Origin of the sequence: Niastella sp. OAS944 (genome assembly GCA_024809215.1) — a bacterium.
Lineage (GTDB): Bacteria > Bacteroidota > Bacteroidia > Chitinophagales > Chitinophagaceae > Niastella.
The window spans coordinates 1,414,635-1,432,217 of sequence record JANUBW010000001.1 but is presented as its reverse complement, the minus strand read 5'-3'; the positions used below and the strand labels follow the sequence as shown (position 1 = coordinate 1,432,217).

The window sequence follows — 17,583 nt, the reverse complement described above, 5'->3', positions numbered from 1 at the left end:
ATTACACCTGTTGTTTAACGGCGGGTTAGATGGTTAAAACATAGGATGGTGTAAAAGAAAAACCTTCCGGTGCATCGGAAGGTTTTTATGTTTATTCTTTATTTTCTTTTTTGCCAAAAAGCCTTCTAAAGAAACCTTTCTTTTTCTTTTGTTCATCAGGCAGTATGGAGTCTTTAGGTATCTGATTCTTTGTGCTGGTGGCTTCTTTCAATACCTTTTGTTCTTCCATAGCCTCTTTCGATTCTGTTGGAATATTCTGGGTATCGGGTTTATCGAGGTAGGCAGCTGCGTCGCCACCACCCACATCGGCGCCTTCGGCTCCGGGTGGTGGTGTTTGCTCAATGAGGTTGCCCATATCGTAATAAGATTCATTACGCAGGCTTTCAGGTCTTACGAATTTGGCCTGTCTATCGAGCCCCAGTGTTTTATCGGCAAATGCCTTTGCATAGAATGCTTCCCAAATAGGCCGGGCAGCTGCGCCACCATAACCTAATCCGCCTTCCAGTCTTATAAAGCGGTCGTCGCAACCTATCCAAACACCGGCCAGTAACTGAGGCGTATAACCAAAGAACCAGGCATCGCTGTTATCGTTGGTAGTACCTGTTTTACCGCCCATTTCGGCTACGCCTAAACGGCCACGTAAGCCGGCAGCAGTACCAAAATCAACAGGTCCCTGCATCATGCGCGCCATAGTATAAGCCGACGCGGCGCTGATCACTTCTTTACGTTCGGTATCGAAGCGGGCCAGTACATTACCGTTCTTGTCTTCAATACGGGTAATGTATACCGGTTTAATACTAAAGCCACCGGTAGGGAACATGCTGTACCCCCACATCATTTCATACAACGACAGTTCGCAGGTACCCAAACTGATGCTGGGGTAGGGCGTTACCTTGGTTGGTATATTGATCTGATGAAGGAACTCGGCAAAACGTTTGGGCGTGGTTTGTTTTATTATATAGGCCGCTACTTCGTTAATAGAATAGGCCAAACCGGTAGCCATGGTACGTGTACCCGATACTTTGGGGTTTGGTTTTGCAGGTACATAACCCGAACCGGGGAAGTATTGTTGCGTGGCCTCACACATGGTTTCTGGTGTGAAACCATATTCTTCTATAGCAAGCGCATACAAAAATGGTTTTATTGATGAACCAACCTGACGTTTTGTTTTCAGGTTTACGTGATCGTATTTATAGTTCTTGAAGTCGATTCCACCCACCCATGCTTTAACCTGTCCGCTCATAGGATCGGTAACCATAAAGGCGGTTTGCAGCATTTCGCGATGGTACTTGATAGAATCAAGCGGCGACATAATGGTATCCTTCTCGCGTTTACTGTTCCAGGCAAACACCTTCATACGAACTTTTGTCCTGAACGATTTTTTGATCTGCTCATCGCTAAGCCCTTCTGCCTTTAGATTACGCCAGCGGTCGCTGTTACGCATATTGCTTTCGAGCACATTCTCATGACCTTTCCAAACGTTGTCGTTCTTTAAGCTTCTTTGGCTGGCCAATGCACGTTGCAGTACCGGAAGGTGTTTGGCCACCGCTTCTTCTGCATACAACTGCATACGGGGATTGATGGTAGTATATACATGCAGCCCATCTTCATAAATGTCGTAGTTGTCGCCATCGGGCTTTTTATGTTCGCTGCACCATTTCTTCAGATCATCGCGAATTACATCGAGAAAATAAGGCGCTATACCATTGTTCTCGTTCAGCTTTTTATAGTTGAGCTTTATGGGATCTTTTTTAAGGCTTGTTCCCTGTGCTTCGGAAAGATAATTATTGCGCGTCATTTGATCGAGCACGGTATTGCGGCGTTCGAACGATGCTTTATAGTTGGTACGTGGGTTATATGTACCGGTAGCTTTGAGCATGCCTATAAGAACAGCGGCTTCTTCCACATTAAGACGGTCGGGTTCTTTTGAAAAGAAGGTGCGTGAAGCGTTGCGAATGCCATACACGTTATCGCTAAAAGAAACCGTATTGAGGTAAAGGGCAAGGATCTCCTGTTTGGTGAAATTCCTTTCCAGCTTTACGGCAATGATGTTCTCTTTCAACTTCTGTATTAAACGGGTGATCTTGTTCTCGGCTCTTTCATCGAACATGTTCAGGGCCAGCTGTTGGGTAATGGTACTGCCACCGCCTTCTTTACCCATATAAAATATGGCCCGGGCCAGCGACTTGCCATCGATACCGGAGTGGTCGTAAAAACGTTCGTCTTCAGTAGCTACCAGGGCGTCAACCACATGTTTCGAAATGTCTTTGTAGCCAACAAAGCTCCGGTTCCCCTTTTCTTTATAATATTTCCCAAGCAGGGTACCGTCGTCGCCAAGCACCTCAGAGGCCAGGGTGATGGAAGGATTTTCCAGTTGGGCTAGCGAGGGCATTTTTCCAAACAAGCCAACGCTTATAAGTGTGATCATTAATACAATCACCAGAAATCCAATAAGAAATACTTTCCAGAATATTTTAACTGCGCGCGTCATAGTTGGGCGTTTTGTAAACCGGAATTTTTCCCCGGGATTTTACGAATTGCAAAAATCATGCTTTATACCCGATAAAACCAGCCCCTGCTACGAAAGTATTCTTAATAATTTTTCCCAGCCAGTTTTTTAGGCCACTGGCCGGTTTTGAGCGGTAAGCAAACGGAAAAGATAATGCGTTGAAAATGAAAAAAAAGAATAATAGAATTAGAACTCCCTTAGAAGCGAATTAAAAGATTAAAATTTACCGGGATATTGTTGATTCAGGAATTGTTTAAGTGCGTTAACATCCTTGGTGTTCATCAATACCTGCAGGTTGTTATCGGTAACAATGATAAATGAGTATTTGGTTGCCGGTAACCAGGGCACTATTTCAGTGGCTGCCAGCTTTTTAGTTTTTTCAATGTAGTTCATAGCATCGCCTGCATTAGGAAAAGCGCCAATGAGCACCAGTTTGTACGCATCGCTTACGTTCTGGTTGTTAACACTTAAACCTTTGGTAGAATACTGCTCGCGGTTGTAGCGGGTAAAAGCATTGCGGGCCTCGTTTACATAAACGGGGTCTACTTTATCGAGCACAATGGCCACATAATGCGGCTGTTCTGCATTATGCGTAAGCACCAGCGGTTTGGGTTCTTCCACCTTCACCTTTGGTATGGCTGCAGAATCTTTTTTCACCGGTGGTGGCGGCAACTGGTTTACAGGTGGTTTCACTGGTGTTGTAACCGGCTTGTCGATTTTGGCCACATCTGGTTTTGGCTGATCTACCTTGGGCACAGTAGTGGCTGGCTGCTGTGTTTTGGGCATATTGGTAGCCGGCTTGGGATCGGGTTTGGACGCTACAGGCGGCTCCTGAACAGCAGGCTGTTGTACAACCGGTTGCTGCTTAACTGGCGGCGGCGTTACAACTGCTACAGGTTCTGCGGTGCTGTCTTCCACCGGGCGCTCTATTTGTAAATTGGTAAGATATTCTTCAATTTGTTTGCGACGGCTTAATACATCTATCAATGCCCTGGCTTTGGCAGCCATTGGTGAGGTGGGGAACAGGCGGGTGATATCGGTAAGGGTTTTCTTGGCCGAATCGTCCTGACGTTGTTTGATGTAATAAACAGATTGAATGTACAACAACTGGGGTGTCCAGTAGTTTTTGTTGTACATGCTATCGGCAATTTTCTTTTGCGCCTGCGCTTCATCGAAATTGCCTTCAATATATAAGTTGTAAATGTTGTCGTAGCGGCGGGTCATATCGAGTTTGGCAGTGCTGTCGGCCGAAATGCCATTGGGGTTCGATACGATCTTTTCGAAATTTGTACCTGCGTATTTTTGTTTCAGCTCACTTTGTACGGCGGCTGCTTTTGCGGCATCACCGGTTTTGTTGTAACAATAAGCCAGCAGGAACAGGGCTTCGGGTCTGTGCTTACTTTCGGGAAAACGGGTAAGGAAGGCTTCGAGGGTGTTGATGGTAGAAGCATAATCTTCCAGTCCTTCGAGATAAGCCTTACCCAGGTTGAACTGTGCTTTTTCAATAGAGTCGTTCGAGGCAGCCATTTGCGCCGGCGTAAGCGGAACGGTTTTCAACAATTCCTCGTACGATAGGGCGCCGGCGGGTGTAATCTTACCTCCGTTGACTTCGGCTTCATCGATATTGGCTGTTGCGGTTGCACTCGACTGTTTTATGGCCGCTAACCGTTGCCAGTTATCAACGTTTGGCCGGTTGCCCCATTGTCCTTTAAACTCAGTATAGCCTTTTCCTTTCAGCGAGGCATTATAAAAATACCAGTCGCCTTTGGCGTTGCTGTTGAACATATCGGTGGGCCCACTATTATCATTGAACGATAATGGACCGCCCGTAATTTCACCGGCATCATCTTCTTTAAGCCCTTGTGTTTTGCGTAACTGTTTTACCAGTTTTTTAATGTAAACCTCCCGCTCAGCATCGGGCATGGCGGCAACACGTTGCAAACTATCTTCCCGGGTAATGGTATTTTGATAAGCAACGATCTTTGAAAGCGCTGCTTTTAATTTATTAAACGATGCCAGGTCAACGAGATCGGGTTTTAAAACAGTAATGCTATCGTAAAACCGTTTGGCATCGGGGTAATTCTTTTCTTTAAAACACAGATCGCCCAGCAGTAAAAATGCTTTTGAGCGAACCGATGGATCTTCACCGGGGTTTACCGTGGCTCTTAATAAAAGCGCTTTGGCGCCTGCGATATTGTTACGCTCCAGCTCCATTTCGGCAGCGGCGAAATAAATAATATCGCGGTAGGCCACATAGCGGTCTTTACGCGCCATGTGTAACAGTTCATTGATGTTCTCCTGAATAACTTTATCGTCGCCTTTGTTCTGGCGAATGGCATTTAACCGGGCATATACTTCCAGTACCGGGTTAAGGGTATGGCTAACTGCTTTTTCATAGAACTTACCTGCATCGGCGGGATTTTTGGCCCGCTCATACATTTGTCCAATGAGGTACAGCCAGCGGCTTGTTTCCTCGCGGTTCTCTGCATTGGGTAATGCCTGCTCAAGATAGATAGCAGCGCTGTCGTATACCTGTTGTTTATAGAACCACCATGCCTGCATTTCGGCCAGGTCGGTTTTTAAACGTTGTGGAAAATTAGGATCGTGTTTAAGCGTTTCAATTAAACCCGCAGCTTCGGGCAGTTCGTCATTGGCTATATAGGTCTTTATTTGCCAAATGAGCGATTCATTGCGGCTGGGTGGCCGTGACCACACCTTATGAAGAACGCTGCTGTTTTCTTTGGTAGAAATGGTGAACACACTACCACCTTCGTCTTTATTGGCGTTGGAGCCTATGGGTTTATCGTACCCGTCTTTTTCTTTGGGTGAGAAAGCGTAATTGATGTATTGAAAACTGAAGTAGGCCGAGTCGAGCGTATTTTTAAAATAATAGGCCTGGCCCATGAGCATATACAGGTTATCGACCCAGCTGTTGCGAAGGTCGTGTAAGAGTATACCTGCATTTGCTTTATAAATAACGGAATCGAGCTCTGTTTTATCTTTTGCGGTTTGTTCGAGGCTGTAATTATAAAAAGAAAGCAGGCGGCTGTAATCGTCTTTGTGCATTGCTTTACCGCGGGCAATTACATCGGCCAGTTTCTTGTATGCGTTGAAATGATAGTTGAATTTGGTAATACCGTTTTGGGTAAAACGCCGTACTGCGTGGAATTTCCGGCTTTCGGTCTTTTCGGAAGCCAGTTTCCGGTTTTCAAATTTTTGCGGCTTCTTTAAGTCAAAAGAAAGCGAAGGCCCCTGAGCATTCAGCTTAGGAAGCGCTGTTATTAAGATAATGATTAATGCAAGTGTCCTCGTCAAGTCCTTTGAATTTCTACCACAAACTAAAATCTTATTAACTGATTTTCAAGAAAAATATTTTGTTAGAACGTTAATTTTTATACTCGTGACCACTAATTAAAATAACTTATTACCTTTAGCGTTTTGAAACTCTCTCTATGGCTAAATTCGATGCCCAATCTACCCTGAAGCGCTTGCAGAACCGGTACCGACTGGTAGTGATGAACGATGATACTTACGAAGAGGTTGTGACGTTTAAATTATCCAGACTGAGTGTTTACATCACACTTAGCACCATTTTTGTACTGCTCACCGGTTTAACGGTAGCACTTATTGTGTTTACCCCGTTGCGTATGTACATACCTGGATATGGCGATGTTAACACCATGCGTGAGTTGCGCGAGCTGAAGGTTCGTACCGATTCGCTGGAACAGGCAATGCAGTATAAGGATAAGTATCTTGATAACGTTAAAAGTGTTTTGCAGGGGAATATCAGCGTTAAGTTAGACACAACCACGCTTTCCATTCCTCAAACAGAGAATATCGAAGAATAGATAAACCAACCATTTCCGTATGTTCAATCAAAAATCCAAATCCGAAACAACCGGAGAAGTATCAGCACCCGGCTCAGGGGCTGCAACAATTATTGCTGCAGGAACAACATTGAAAGGCGATATTTCCAGCAATGGCGATATCCGTATCGATGGCCACCTTCAGGGTAATATTCAATGCCAGGCAAAAGTAGTTATTGGCTCCAATGGTTCTGTTGAAGGCGATATTTCGGGTCAGCAGGCCGATATTATGGGGAAAGTATCTGGTACCATTAAAGTGAAAGAATTGCTGCAATTAAAGGGTGGTAGCAATGTGAACGGGAACTTATATGCAGGAAAGCTGCAAATAGAGCCCAGCGCCAATTTCAATGGCCAGTGTCACATGACCACAGCTACCAATGGTCAGGTAAATGAAGTTGTTGCCGATAAAAAGGTAAGAGAAAAAGAGCTTCAGAAAGCCTGATAATTCGACCTGGTTACGCCCCTATGTACTTGTTGAACGCACCTCTTCGATAACCCCGTTGTTACCGGAACAGGGATGTCTTTTGCAAAAAATAGGTTGGTTTATTAATACCTGGAAATCATAACCTCACGTTGGTGATCTGCTTACTTTGGATACCATTATTAAATTATTTTAGTCCCGCCCACCGGCGGGACTTTTTATTGGGCCCCGGCCTCGGCCCCTGGCCAACTCCGGGCCTCCCCCCGGCCCCCTTCCCGGTAGGGGGAGGGGCTTATATCATAGGTTAGTTTTACTTTATCAAGTGATGCTAATAGCGAGGCTAATACTAATAGGTCTGCCGCACAGAGGCGAACCCTTATCAACTCGTCAACTAGTCAACATGTCAACTCCACAACCTATCTTTGCCATCCATTTTTAAACCATGAAGAAGAATCCGGTATTCAAGTCTTTCCTTCCGTTGTTATTGTTCTTTGTGATAACCACTGTGTTATTCATAACCGGCCGGCCAAGACTTAGCGATTGGAGTATTGATGTAGATGTGCTGATCATCGGCAATCTGGTGTTGTTTGCGGCAACTGCCGTTGCGTTCTACCTGTTTTCCCGTTCCATGGGCTCCAGTAATCCTGCGGCTATTGTACGCACGGTATATGGTGGGGTGTTTTCAAAAATGATGATTTGTTTGGTGACCGTGTTTATTTATATTAGCATAGTGCAGAAGGATGTAAATAAGGGCGGCATACTGGGATGTATGTTCCTGTACCTGGTATATACGACCATAGAAGTGGTGATACTGATGAAACTGAGCAAGCCAAAAAAGAATGTCTAAGCAGCAGGCGCCTTTAGAATACCTAAGTAAATTTATTCCGGCAGCGGCCGTACCACGGGTGCTTGAATTCCTGCACCAGTATAAGGTACACTTAACTATTACCCGCGAGCGAAAATCAATTCTTGGCGATTACCGCCACGCTACAACCGATAAAAATCACCGCATTAGTGTAAACGGTAATTTAAATCCCTACGCATTTCTTATTACGCTTATACACGAACTGGCCCACCTGGTAACCTTTATTCAGTTCGGGCACCGGGTTTCGCCCCATGGCCGCGAGTGGAAGGACCTGTACGCTATGTTACTGAAAGATTTTTTGGGAAAGGAGATCTTTCCACCTATAGTAGAGCAGGCGTTGAAACAATCGATGCACGACCTGCCCGCCAGTAGTTGCGCCGACGAAGGCCTTATGCGCGTACTGAAAAAGTTCGATCGTGATAATGGAATGGTAATGGTTGAACAATTACCCGAAGGACAGCTGTTCGATATTGGCGAAGGCCGCATCTTCAAAAAAGGAAAGAAACTGCGCAAGCGCTTTCAGTGTGTTGAAGTACAAACAGGGAAGTTGTATTTGTTCAGCCCTATATATGAGGTGAAGGCGTGTTAAAAGCGGCAATCGGCAATCGGCTTGAATTTTTGGCGGCACAAGTTAGTATATTAGCTTTAACATTCGCGAGCCCACTCACCACTCATCACTCACCACTCATCACTCACCACTCATCACTCACCACTCATCACTCACCATTCACCACTCACCTCACAACTCTTTCAACATCCATACATCACATCCAAAGTGACCAGTATTACCCATTGGCCCATCAAGGTATTTAAATCCAAACTTCTCGTATACCGACATCGCTTTTCTTAATTCGGGCATGGTTTCAATATAAACATTACGGTAACCGGCTTCAGCTGCAAATGCAAGGGCTTTTTCTATCAATCCTTTACCAATGCCTTTTCCGCGTGCAGCAGGTGATAAATACATTTTAACCAGCTCACAGGTACCGGTTGGTAAACCTGGTGATGGATAAATACCGGCGCCACCAATAAGCACCCCGTTTTCTTCAGCTACATAATAGATGCTGCCCGGCTGCCTGAACAGTTCGTACAAAGCATCGGTAGTAGCATCGTAATAAACGGTGCCTGGTTTATTGGCGCCAAATTCAGCCAGGGCATTTCTGATGATAACAGCAAGCGCCTGGTTGTCGGCTGGTTGAATGGTCCTAATGTTAACTGTTGACATGCAACGAAGGTAACGAGAATAAGGTACAAGGTGCAAGGCACGAGGTTCGTTTAACGTAAACATACCAATTGGGTGACGATCAACAGGGAAGTTCTACAGTTAATATCGGTTATACAGTAAGGAGAAAGTATAAACGCCTGGGAGGGTTAATGATCTTTGTAATAGGAACATGTGATACAGAAAGAAACTATGCCAATAAAGCCATTAAGCTATAAATGATAACATAGGTTACAAAGATGAATCCGAAGAATAGTCGTACGGGATTTTTCATTGCTACAGATTAATCAGGTTATTGATTTGGTTACAGTTTGTTTTGATAAAAATCTATGCCAAAAGTTAGTTTATCCACAATAGATAAGTACTAAATTTTACAATTACAGAAAATACGGTGTGTTACTAGTAACAACACCAACCAGGAAGTAGAGGTTAAATTGGGCAGAAAATGAAAACACAGATCCTTGCAATTACATAACGATAGCACTTGTGTTTTTCTTGTGTTAAGTAACGATTACAAAGATATTGGTTGATGAATAACGTAAGAATAAACTACACGTAATAAGATATCCACGATATAATGTGTTGCAGATAGTAAATGAATGTTTTACACAGTTAGTAAATGTACGAGTATGCGAATTTTCGGAATATACGCAGCATAATGGTTTCATCGTAGTGGTTTCTAAAATAATCGCAGATGTGCAATAAGTTATCTTACCGAATGCTTCCTAATTTAAAGAAATAGTTACATTTTTATGGTGGCAATGCAGGAATAGATGTTTCAGCTATTTTTGCTCATCCAACGTCCAATGCAAACCGAAAAACAAAATAATCATAACTGTTCTGTATCTATGAAAACCAGTGTTACTGTGGTATATTGTAATGCAACTAATCAACAATATTTCCCGTCTGGTAAGGGCGGGTTTTTTTATGACCATACCCGTTAGTTGGCTTATTTTTTAAAAGTGCGTATAGATATAAGGGTATATTCCTAGATACAAATAAGTTTACCAAGGAGTTGATTGAATAAGAGGCGATGAAATGAGATAAAAGCGGATAATATTTCGATCTTTATGTAAGCAAAAACGAAAACAAATTATAAGTTAATCCAAAGTCCAATAGAAAAACCAGTCCAACGTCCAGAAAAACCGATCCAAACCCTGTGAAAGAGCATCCAAACGTCCAAAGTCCGAAAAACCGAACCGTATCCAATGTAAAACCAATCCAAAATGTCCAAAGTCCGAAAAACCAAGATCCACGTCCCTTTGAAAAACTAGAACTTAAAGTCCAAGCGTCCGAATGAAAAGCTAATCCAGCTATCCTTGTGAAAACATAGAAACCGTCTCTCAAAAGTTTGCCCCCACTTTTTCCGTTGTGGGGGCATTTTCTTTTTATAGAGGGCATGATCAAAAGCAACATCTTTGTTGCGGGCCCGTAATTATGTTGAGTGGTTATTAACAATCCCTGCAATATGTTACCTTGTATAAAAGTTATGCGGCCTTTAATAATTATATGGATATCAATGGTGCTGATGTCAAAGGCCATCGGTCAAATACCCCGGGCCAATTCGGGCGAGTTTCAGTATTATGGTGAAGTAGTGGCCGAAAATACCACCCATTCCATGGAAAGGGCCAAGTCATTTTTTAATCAGCCGTTTTTGGTCCATTGGGATACGGTGGCCCGCAGGGAACAACCTGCCAACCTGCTGGTATCGGGTAAAGGTTATATAAATGTAAAGGCCAAATTGCATGGCATAGGAACTCCTTCCCTTGTACCGGTTGGCCTGCATATGAGTGTTGAAATTGTGAACGGCCGGTATCGCTATACCATCAATCACTTTGAAGTAATGGATAAAGCAGGTAACCCCCAATACGCCCTTGAAGAGAAGCCTGATACCGTAAAAAACCTTGTATACGATCAATTGCTGCAACAAACCCACAAACGTGTAAGTTTTGTTATTGGGTGGTTTAAGAAGTATATGAAAGAAGAATAAGTTCTCAATTCTTAGTTTTTAGTTCTCAGTTCTTCCATTCCCGGGCCCGCTACTTCTACATTCAGTATTCAATATTTCTTCTGTATTCCCTTCTTCATTTCTAATTCTTCATTTTTCATTTCAGGCATAAAAAAAGCCCCACTTCTATGAAATGGGGCTAGTAATATATCTTATCACTGAATTTAAACTATGCCACCGCTTTATTAACCAGCGCAGCAGCTTCGCTTAACAAGATGGCTGATTGTACTTTCAGACCACTTTCTTCGATCAGCTTTTTAGCTTCTTCGGCATTTGTTCCCTGTAAACGAACGATGATAGGAACAGTGATGTTGCCAATTGATTTATAAGCATCGATAACACCCTGAGCAACCCGGTCGCAACGTACGATACCACCAAAGATATTGATGCAGATCGCTTTTACTTTAGGGTCTTTCAGAATGATGCGGAAACCAGCTTCTACAGTAGTGGCATTAGCTGTACCACCTACGTCGAGGAAGTTAGCAGGCTCACCACCGCTCAGTTTGATCATATCCATAGTAGCCATGGCCAAACCGGCGCCGTTTACCATACAACCTACGTTACCATCGAGTTTTACAAAGTTCAGGTTGTATTTACCAGCCTCAACTTCTGTAGGATCTTCTTCGCTGATATCGCGTAAAGCTTCCAGCTCAGGATGACGCATCAACGCGTTATCATCGAGACCCATTTTACAGTCAACAGCGATGATCTTTTCGTCGGATGTTTTGAACAATGGGTTGATCTCGAGCATAGCGCAATCTAACCCAACGTAAGCATTATATAAATTGGTAACGAACTTTACGCAATTCTTGAAGGCTTCGCCTTTAAGGCCCAGGTTAAAGGCAATTTTACGTGCCTGGAAACCCTGTAAGCCACCACTTGGGTGAACCCACTCTTTGAAGATCTTGTCGGGCGTGTTGTGAGCTACTTCTTCAATGTCCATACCACCTTCGGTACTGTACATGATCACATTCTGTCCTTTTGTACGATCGAGCAGAATTGATAAGTAGAACTCTTTTACCGGGTTGGGACCAGGATAATAAACGTCCTGTGCTACCAGTACTTTGTTCACCACTTTACCGGCTTCGCCAGTTTGAATGGTAACAAGGGTGCCACCCAATAAATTAGAAGCGATAGTTTTAATTTCTTCGGCACTTTTACCTACTGCTACACCGCGTTGTTCGGTGCCCTGGATCTTGCCCTTTCCGCGACCACCTGCATGTATTTGAGCTTTTACAACCGCGAAGTTGTTGCCAAACTGAACTTTTAAATTCTTATATGCTTCTTCGGCCGCGTCGGCTCTGTCTACCGGTATTCCTTCCTGCACCGGTACATTGTATTTTTTCAATAATTCCTTTGCCTGGTATTCGTGAAGATTCATGCCGTAAAAAATTTTGGCGAAAATAAGCAAAAAAGCTATTAAGTGTAGCCTTTGTGCTCAGTTACAGACGCTCTATTTACGGGAACGATTGCGAAAAAGACATTGTTACCCGTTACCAGTCACCGGTTACCAGGGCCTGGTAACTGGCAACCGGTACCCGGAAACTCTTATATTTGCACGCATTTTCAACCAGTAATCACGCCATTAACAATTATTAATCAGTTATGCCCGATTTACTTCAACAATTACATGAAACCACTTCCTTTATTAAAAGCAGGTATGCGCACGTTCCCCAGGTAGGAATTGTTTTAGGAAGCGGACTGGGAAATTTTTCGCAGGAAATTAATGTTGAACAGGAAATTTCATACAATGAAATTCCTCATTTCCCGGTTTCTACGGTTGAAGGCCATCATGGCAAACTGATGTTTGGCGAATTAAGCGGTAAAAAAGTAGTGGTAATGGCCGGCCGTTTCCATTTTTATGAAGGCTATACGCCCGACCAGGTTACTTATCCGGTAAGAGTAATGAAACAACTGGGCATTACCCATTTGTTGTTATCAAATGCCGCCGGTGGAGTAAATCCTGCATTCAAAGTGGGCGACCTTATGATCATCACCGATCATATCAGTTTCAGTATTGTGAACCCGTTGTTAGGGAAAAACTATGCAGACCTGGGACCACGTTTTCCCGATATGAGTGAGCCTTATCCGAAAGAGATCATAAAAAAAGCAAAAAGAATAGCGTCTGACTTTGATATAAAGGTGCAGGAAGGGGTGTATTTCGGGGTAACCGGTCCAACTTTTGAAACAAGGGCTGAGTATAAACTGATACATCGCATGGGTGGCGATGCGGTAGGTATGAGCACAGTGCAGGAAGTGATCATTGCCGTGCATATGGGACTGCCAGTATTTGCAGTTAGTGTAATTACCGATATTGGTATAAGGGAAGAAGATAATATCATCACACACGAAGAAGTATTACAGGCTGCCAAAGAAGCTGAGCCGAAGTTAACAACCATATTCAAACAACTGGTTGCCGAACTGTAATACAATTAACTTTCTTATAACCGCTAACGGTTTAATAATTATTAATTTGTCGCCTTGTTTAATAATCGTTCATACGTGTTAAGGATCTGTAACATATTTATTGGCACCCTGTTGCTGCTTACCTGCTTTGTAAATACTGCAAAAGCGCAAAATAATCTCTTTCAAAAAGCACAGGGCCGGTTTAGCGGAATGTCTATGAGTGGTGGTGGCGATAGTATTGCCCACCGTACCGGTTTGGAAGATTCTATTACTATTCGTTTCCGTTTTCTTGATACAGCCCGCTTACGTAATTTTGACTCTGTATTGTACGATTTCACACAAAAGATCCCGGGTCCCTGGCATCATATTTCACTAGGGAATTTTGGTACCGCCACCCGCAGCCTGTTGTTCAATCCTGAAATGATAGCGGGGTGGGACCATGGCTTTCACGCATACGATGTATATAATTTAACGGTGAGTGATGCCCGTTTTTATAATACTACAAGGCCTTATGCCGAAATTAATTACATGCTGGGCTCACGAAGTGAACAATTCATTCGCCTGATGCATACCCAGAACCGGGGACCCAACTGGAATATGGCGTTTGAATACCGGTTGATCAACTCACCGGGCGCTTTTCAGAACCAGAATACCAACCATAATAATTACCGCTTTACAAGCTGGTACAAGACAAAGGACCTGCGGTATCAGAACTTTATAGTGATAGTTGGTAACAAACTACGCTCAGGTGAAAATGGCGGTATTAAAGATAATTCTTACTTAAGCAGCGACAGCCTTCCTGCCGGGTACGATGAACGTGCCAACATTCCTACCAAGGTAGGTCCCGATCAACCAGGGAGCAGGAACTTCTTCAGCACCGTTATTCCTACCGGTACGGCTTATACCAATGCCACGTATATGATGCGCCAGCAATACGACGTTGGACAAAAAGATTCTATAGTAGTAAATGATTCTACGGTGATCCCCCTGTTCTATCCACGTTTACGACTGGAACATACCATTGGGTTAAGCACTTATCACTACCGTTTTCAGGATGTAGCCGCCGACGCAAATTATTACAAGAATTATTATGGTATTAATCTGAGACAAGCCGTAGATACCTTTCGTAACAGGGAGCACTGGAAAGACCTTACGAACGACTTTTCGATCTATACTTTCCCCGATGCAAAGAACCCGCAACAATTCCTTAAGCTGGGCGCTTCTTTTCAATCATTAAAGGGAGAGTTTCTTGATTCTATATATTATAACGACAGTGCCTTCTCCAAAAACTATTATAACTTCTTTGTACATGGCGAGTACCGCAATCGTACCCGCAACCAGAAATGGGATATTGAAGCGTTGGGTAATTTTTATGTAGGTGGATTTAATGCCGGTGATTATAATGCATACATCAGTTTGCAACGGTTGATCAGCAGACAGATCGGTTACCTTGAATTAGGTTTCCAAAATACCAACCGTACGCCTTCTTATGTGTTCAATACTAATAGTAGCTATTACCTCGATACTACAAGTTCGCCTATAAACTTCAAAAAAGAGAACACCTCTATACTGTTTGCTTCTTTTACGCAGCCTAAACTGAGGTTGAAATTAAGCGGTAAGTATTTTGTGGTTACCAATTATGCTTATTATAAAAGCTATTTTGAAGTTGATCAGGCTCGCACACTATTTAACCTGTTACAGGTGCAGGCCGAAAAGATCTTTAAGATCGGCGGCGGCTGGAACTGGAAAACGTGGATCGTTTTACAACAGCGTTTAGGCGATGGGCCGGTTAACGTGCCTCTGCTTTCGACCCGAAACCAAATAGGTTACGACGGCAACCTGGGCTTTAAGAACCTGCGTATTAGCTTCGGTGCAGAATTGCGTTATTTCACTGATTATAAAGCGCCAAACTATTCGCCATTGCTTGGCCAATATACTTACCAGAACGAATCTAATGTAAGTTTGCGCCGGCCCGATATAAACGGGTACCTGCATTTTCGTATTAAAAGTTTCAGCGCCTATGTTCGTGCTGAGAATCTTAATGCTCTCGACGTTACTGCAGGAGGATTTACAAAGAATAACGTTCCTACGCTCGACTACCCATATCCTGGGTTACAGATACGGGTAGGCATTTTCTGGAGTTTTGTTGATTAAAGGCTGGCTGTACTAACGGCCGCTTTCTTTCCCTGAAAAAGTTTACGATAGCGCCGCAGTATAGCGCCTATCCATGTTCCAATTAAAACACCTGGCAAGATCCACAACAGCCAGGTAAGTGAGCCTATTTGCAAATTCACCACAATGAATGCGGTAACGGTTGCTGCAAATGCACCGCCCATACGGCCGCCATGCGTAAAGAACCAATGTTGTTTATCAGTTGGCCGGTGGTAAAAGCGGCGGGTATCTTTATAACCATTGATAAGGCAAAAAATACCAAATGTAAGCGGCACCGCTCCCCAGGCGCCCCGTTGGGTAAACCAGGTATAGCTGAACACTATTAAGGCAATGCCGGCTGCAATTCCGGTAATATTGATCACCCAATCGAGTGGGGCAGGTTGTTGCTGCAGATGTAATTTTTTTAAATATAAAACCCGGTAGCCTGAGCAGGCGAGGTAATAACTGAAAAAGCCTACCATTAACAAAAAGGGAATATTCCTGGCAATGGCGATAAAAGTGGCGGTAATAAATACGCCGGTCATGCCATAAAAGAAAAGCTTACCGGTAAGCCGGTGATTGCGGGCTCCCTTTTTATTGAGCATGGAGAAAAGGCCGCAGGCCAGGGAAAGAAAACCACTGATGATGTGCAGAACGAGCATAATTTTTAACAGGCTGGTCATACTTTTTGCGTTTTTGAGTTACCGGCAAAGCGTTATTGCCTACTGCAAAAATGCCTGTATATCAGTGCGTTTTCCAAACGGAAGGGACGAAATGCATGAGTTTGGGGTGAATAGAAGGTACTGTTGCCTGTTTCCTGTTACCAGGGATGAATAGCGCGCTTAAGGGGCGGTTGCAAGTGGCAGGTTTCAAGGTGTCTTAAAATAATGAGTGCTGCAGAAAAAGCCCTGCAACTTGTACCTTGTAACAGTTTTAGGTATGGTTCTGTACCTTCGTTAATACTTCGGTTAATTTGTTGTTTAGGTTCCGCGAAACCGGTATCGTCTCCTCCATATCCTTTAAATGAAGTTTATACCCCTGGGCATTGCCGCTTACATGTTCTACCTCCAACAGGTTTACAATATAGGCCCGGTGGCAGCGGAAAAACTGGGGATTGGGAGCCAGCACCTCTTCAGCTTTTCGCAGGGTGTTGCGCAAAAGGTGGGAGTTTGTTTGCAGCTCTTTTACATAAAAAATACGAACATAATTATCGGCCGAAGTAATGTACCGGATGCTATTGGGACTAACAGAAAATTGTTCTTTCCCATTATCACTGGTAAAAACAATGGCTGCCGGCAAAATGGTTGGCTGGGGCTGCGGTTCCGGCTGTTTTAATTGTTCATCGAGCCGGTGGGCACCAACCTGGTATTTTCTTAACAGGCGTTGTTGCTTTAATAATATGTTCAGCCATAAGGGAAAAATACCCACTACAAAAGTGATCCAGAAAAAGCCGAACAAGTTGTGCCACGATAGGGGCGCGCCATATAGCCAATGGGTAAGCAGCCAGTTGCCGAAGGAAATGGGCACCAGGTGCCAGCACATATGCAGAAATTCTTTGCCTACCGTCCATTTTTCCTCGCGGTAAACAGTAGGGAGAAGCCAGGGAAGTAAAAAAGTGTTTATTGAGGTGGTAATAAAAGTTACCAGGGCATATAAAGCGGCGTTCAGCACCAGCGACGTATTTTTAACCTCGTTAATGCCAAAGGGTTGAAGCAATACAAGGATCATAAATACGCACAGGGCGGCATAAAAGGTATACCGGAAACTTTTAACCGAAGGCGTATCTAAAGGGAAAGGACGGTGTATTACCATAATGCTATACTCTATAATCTTCGCGAACCGGTGAAAATGCATCTAAAACTTTAACAGCAGTGCGTGCAATAGCGCTGTGTGGCACATTCCCGGGAATAACATGTACCATGCCGGGTGTAAGCAACATTTTTTCACCACCAATAACCATTTCCAGTTCCCCTTCCATAATAAAGGTTATTTGTTCATGCGGATGGCTGTGCTCGGGCAATACCGCGCCTTGTTGTATATCAACAAAAGACAGGGTTATTTTATCGCCATGAACAAAACGGCCGTACAAACCTGGTACTATTTCTTTGCCTTTAACGTCGTTGAGATGTTGCATA

The 17,583-nt window shown here is 43.7% G+C and carries 14 protein-coding genes; 7 read left to right on the top strand and 7 right to left on the bottom strand.

Features of this window, described 5'->3' with window-relative positions; genetic code table 11:
- Positions 1–91 precede the first annotated feature (91 nt).
- Entirely contained in the window at positions 92–2,491 is a 2,400-nt protein-coding gene (locus GGD38_RS05525) for a transglycosylase domain-containing protein (RefSeq protein ID WP_375299016.1), read from the bottom strand.
- A gap of 234 nt (positions 2,492–2,725) precedes the next feature.
- Positions 2,726–5,824, bottom strand: a complete 3,099-nt coding sequence (locus GGD38_RS05520; protein ID WP_375299017.1) for a tetratricopeptide repeat protein — start codon at positions 5,822–5,824, stop codon at positions 2,726–2,728.
- 137 nt (positions 5,825–5,961) lie between these two features.
- Here GGD38_RS05520 and GGD38_RS05515 point away from each other — a divergent pair, with 137 nt between their 5' ends.
- The 4 genes from GGD38_RS05515 (at position 5,962) to GGD38_RS05500 (ending at position 8,250) form a co-directional block, all read left to right on the top strand.
- Positions 5,962–6,357, top strand: a complete 396-nt coding sequence (locus GGD38_RS05515) for a hypothetical protein (RefSeq protein WP_081149241.1) — start codon at positions 5,962–5,964, stop codon at positions 6,355–6,357.
- Positions 6,358–6,376: 19 nt separating this feature from the next.
- The gene (locus GGD38_RS05510; RefSeq protein ID WP_375299018.1) at positions 6,377–6,817 is read left to right on the top strand and encodes a polymer-forming cytoskeletal protein; all 441 of its coding nucleotides are present in this window, start codon (positions 6,377–6,379) and stop codon (positions 6,815–6,817) included.
- A gap of 421 nt (positions 6,818–7,238) precedes the next feature.
- On the top strand, positions 7,239–7,643 hold the full coding sequence (locus GGD38_RS05505) for a hypothetical protein (RefSeq protein ID WP_375299019.1): 405 nt from the start codon (positions 7,239–7,241) through the stop codon (positions 7,641–7,643).
- Positions 7,636–8,250 carry a SprT-like domain-containing protein gene (locus tag GGD38_RS05500; protein ID WP_375299020.1) on the top strand — a complete coding sequence of 205 codons (615 nt, stop codon included), beginning with the start codon at positions 7,636–7,638 and terminating at the stop codon, positions 8,248–8,250. The genes GGD38_RS05505 and GGD38_RS05500 overlap by 8 nt, the downstream gene beginning before the upstream one ends.
- A 150-nt stretch (positions 8,251–8,400) precedes the next feature.
- On the opposite strand, the gene GGD38_RS05495 is transcribed toward GGD38_RS05500, so the two are convergent.
- Complete coding sequence (locus GGD38_RS05495; protein WP_375299021.1) at positions 8,401–8,886, bottom strand: GNAT family N-acetyltransferase; 486 nt, start codon at positions 8,884–8,886, stop codon at positions 8,401–8,403.
- 1,525 nt (positions 8,887–10,411) lie between these two features.
- On the opposite strand from GGD38_RS05495, the gene GGD38_RS05490 reads away from it, so the two are divergent.
- A complete protein-coding gene (locus GGD38_RS05490; RefSeq protein ID WP_375299022.1) occupies positions 10,412–10,873 on the top strand; it encodes a hypothetical protein in 462 nt (153 codons plus the stop codon).
- Between the two features lie 187 nt (positions 10,874–11,060).
- Here the strand turns inward: GGD38_RS05490 and sucC are convergent, their stop codons facing one another.
- Positions 11,061–12,272, bottom strand: coding sequence for an ADP-forming succinate--CoA ligase subunit beta (gene sucC, locus GGD38_RS05485; protein ID WP_375299023.1), 1,212 nt, complete (start codon positions 12,270–12,272; stop codon positions 11,061–11,063).
- A 224-nt stretch (positions 12,273–12,496) separates the two neighbouring features.
- On the opposite strand from sucC, the gene GGD38_RS05480 reads away from it, so the two are divergent.
- Both GGD38_RS05480 and GGD38_RS05475 read left to right on the top strand, forming a co-directional pair.
- The gene (locus GGD38_RS05480; protein ID WP_375299024.1) at positions 12,497–13,318 is read left to right on the top strand and encodes a purine-nucleoside phosphorylase; all 822 of its coding nucleotides are present in this window, start codon (positions 12,497–12,499) and stop codon (positions 13,316–13,318) included.
- Positions 13,319–13,393: 75 nt separating this feature from the next.
- The gene (locus tag GGD38_RS05475) at positions 13,394–15,451 is read left to right on the top strand and encodes a putative porin (RefSeq protein ID WP_375299025.1); all 2,058 of its coding nucleotides are present in this window, start codon (positions 13,394–13,396) and stop codon (positions 15,449–15,451) included.
- Here the strand turns inward: GGD38_RS05475 and GGD38_RS05470 are convergent.
- The 3 genes from GGD38_RS05470 to GGD38_RS05460 form a co-directional block, all read right to left on the bottom strand.
- Positions 15,448–16,131, bottom strand: coding sequence for a hypothetical protein (locus GGD38_RS05470; RefSeq protein ID WP_375299026.1), 684 nt, complete (start codon positions 16,129–16,131; stop codon positions 15,448–15,450). The genes GGD38_RS05475 and GGD38_RS05470 overlap by 4 nt on opposite strands.
- A gap of 250 nt (positions 16,132–16,381) precedes the next feature.
- The gene (locus GGD38_RS05465) at positions 16,382–17,260 is read right to left on the bottom strand and encodes a LytR/AlgR family response regulator transcription factor (RefSeq protein ID WP_375299027.1); all 879 of its coding nucleotides are present in this window, start codon (positions 17,258–17,260) and stop codon (positions 16,382–16,384) included.
- A gap of 4 nt (positions 17,261–17,264) precedes the next feature.
- Positions 17,265–17,582 carry a cupin domain-containing protein gene (locus GGD38_RS05460; RefSeq protein ID WP_375299028.1) on the bottom strand — a complete coding sequence of 106 codons (318 nt, stop codon included), beginning with the start codon at positions 17,580–17,582 and terminating at the stop codon, positions 17,265–17,267.
- Position 17,583: the final 1 nt, after the last annotated feature.

What these genes read in the sequence shown, in the direction of transcription:
- GGD38_RS05525 (WP_375299016.1), bottom strand. Translation starts at nt 2,491, where the DNA reads ATGACGCGCGCAGTTAAAATATTCTGGAAAGTATTTCTTATTGGATTT.
- GGD38_RS05515 (WP_081149241.1), top strand. Translation starts at nt 5,962, where the DNA reads ATGGCTAAATTCGATGCCCAATCTACCCTGAAGCGCTTGCAGAACCGG.
- GGD38_RS05510 (WP_375299018.1), top strand. Translation starts at nt 6,377, where the DNA reads ATGTTCAATCAAAAATCCAAATCCGAAACAACCGGAGAAGTATCAGCA.
- GGD38_RS05505 (WP_375299019.1), top strand. Translation starts at nt 7,239, where the DNA reads ATGAAGAAGAATCCGGTATTCAAGTCTTTCCTTCCGTTGTTATTGTTC.
- GGD38_RS05500 (WP_375299020.1), top strand. Translation starts at nt 7,636, where the DNA reads ATGTCTAAGCAGCAGGCGCCTTTAGAATACCTAAGTAAATTTATTCCG.
- GGD38_RS05495 (WP_375299021.1), bottom strand. Translation starts at nt 8,886, where the DNA reads ATGTCAACAGTTAACATTAGGACCATTCAACCAGCCGACAACCAGGCG.
- GGD38_RS05490 (WP_375299022.1), top strand. Translation starts at nt 10,412, where the DNA reads ATGTCAAAGGCCATCGGTCAAATACCCCGGGCCAATTCGGGCGAGTTT.
- sucC (WP_375299023.1), bottom strand. Translation starts at nt 12,272, where the DNA reads ATGAATCTTCACGAATACCAGGCAAAGGAATTATTGAAAAAATACAAT.
- GGD38_RS05480 (WP_375299024.1), top strand. Translation starts at nt 12,497, where the DNA reads ATGCCCGATTTACTTCAACAATTACATGAAACCACTTCCTTTATTAAA.
- GGD38_RS05470 (WP_375299026.1), bottom strand. Translation starts at nt 16,131, where the DNA reads ATGACCAGCCTGTTAAAAATTATGCTCGTTCTGCACATCATCAGTGGT.
- GGD38_RS05465 (WP_375299027.1), bottom strand. Translation starts at nt 17,260, where the DNA reads ATGGTAATACACCGTCCTTTCCCTTTAGATACGCCTTCGGTTAAAAGT.
- GGD38_RS05460 (WP_375299028.1), bottom strand. Translation starts at nt 17,582, where the DNA reads ATGCAACATCTCAACGACGTTAAAGGCAAAGAAATAGTACCAGGTTTG.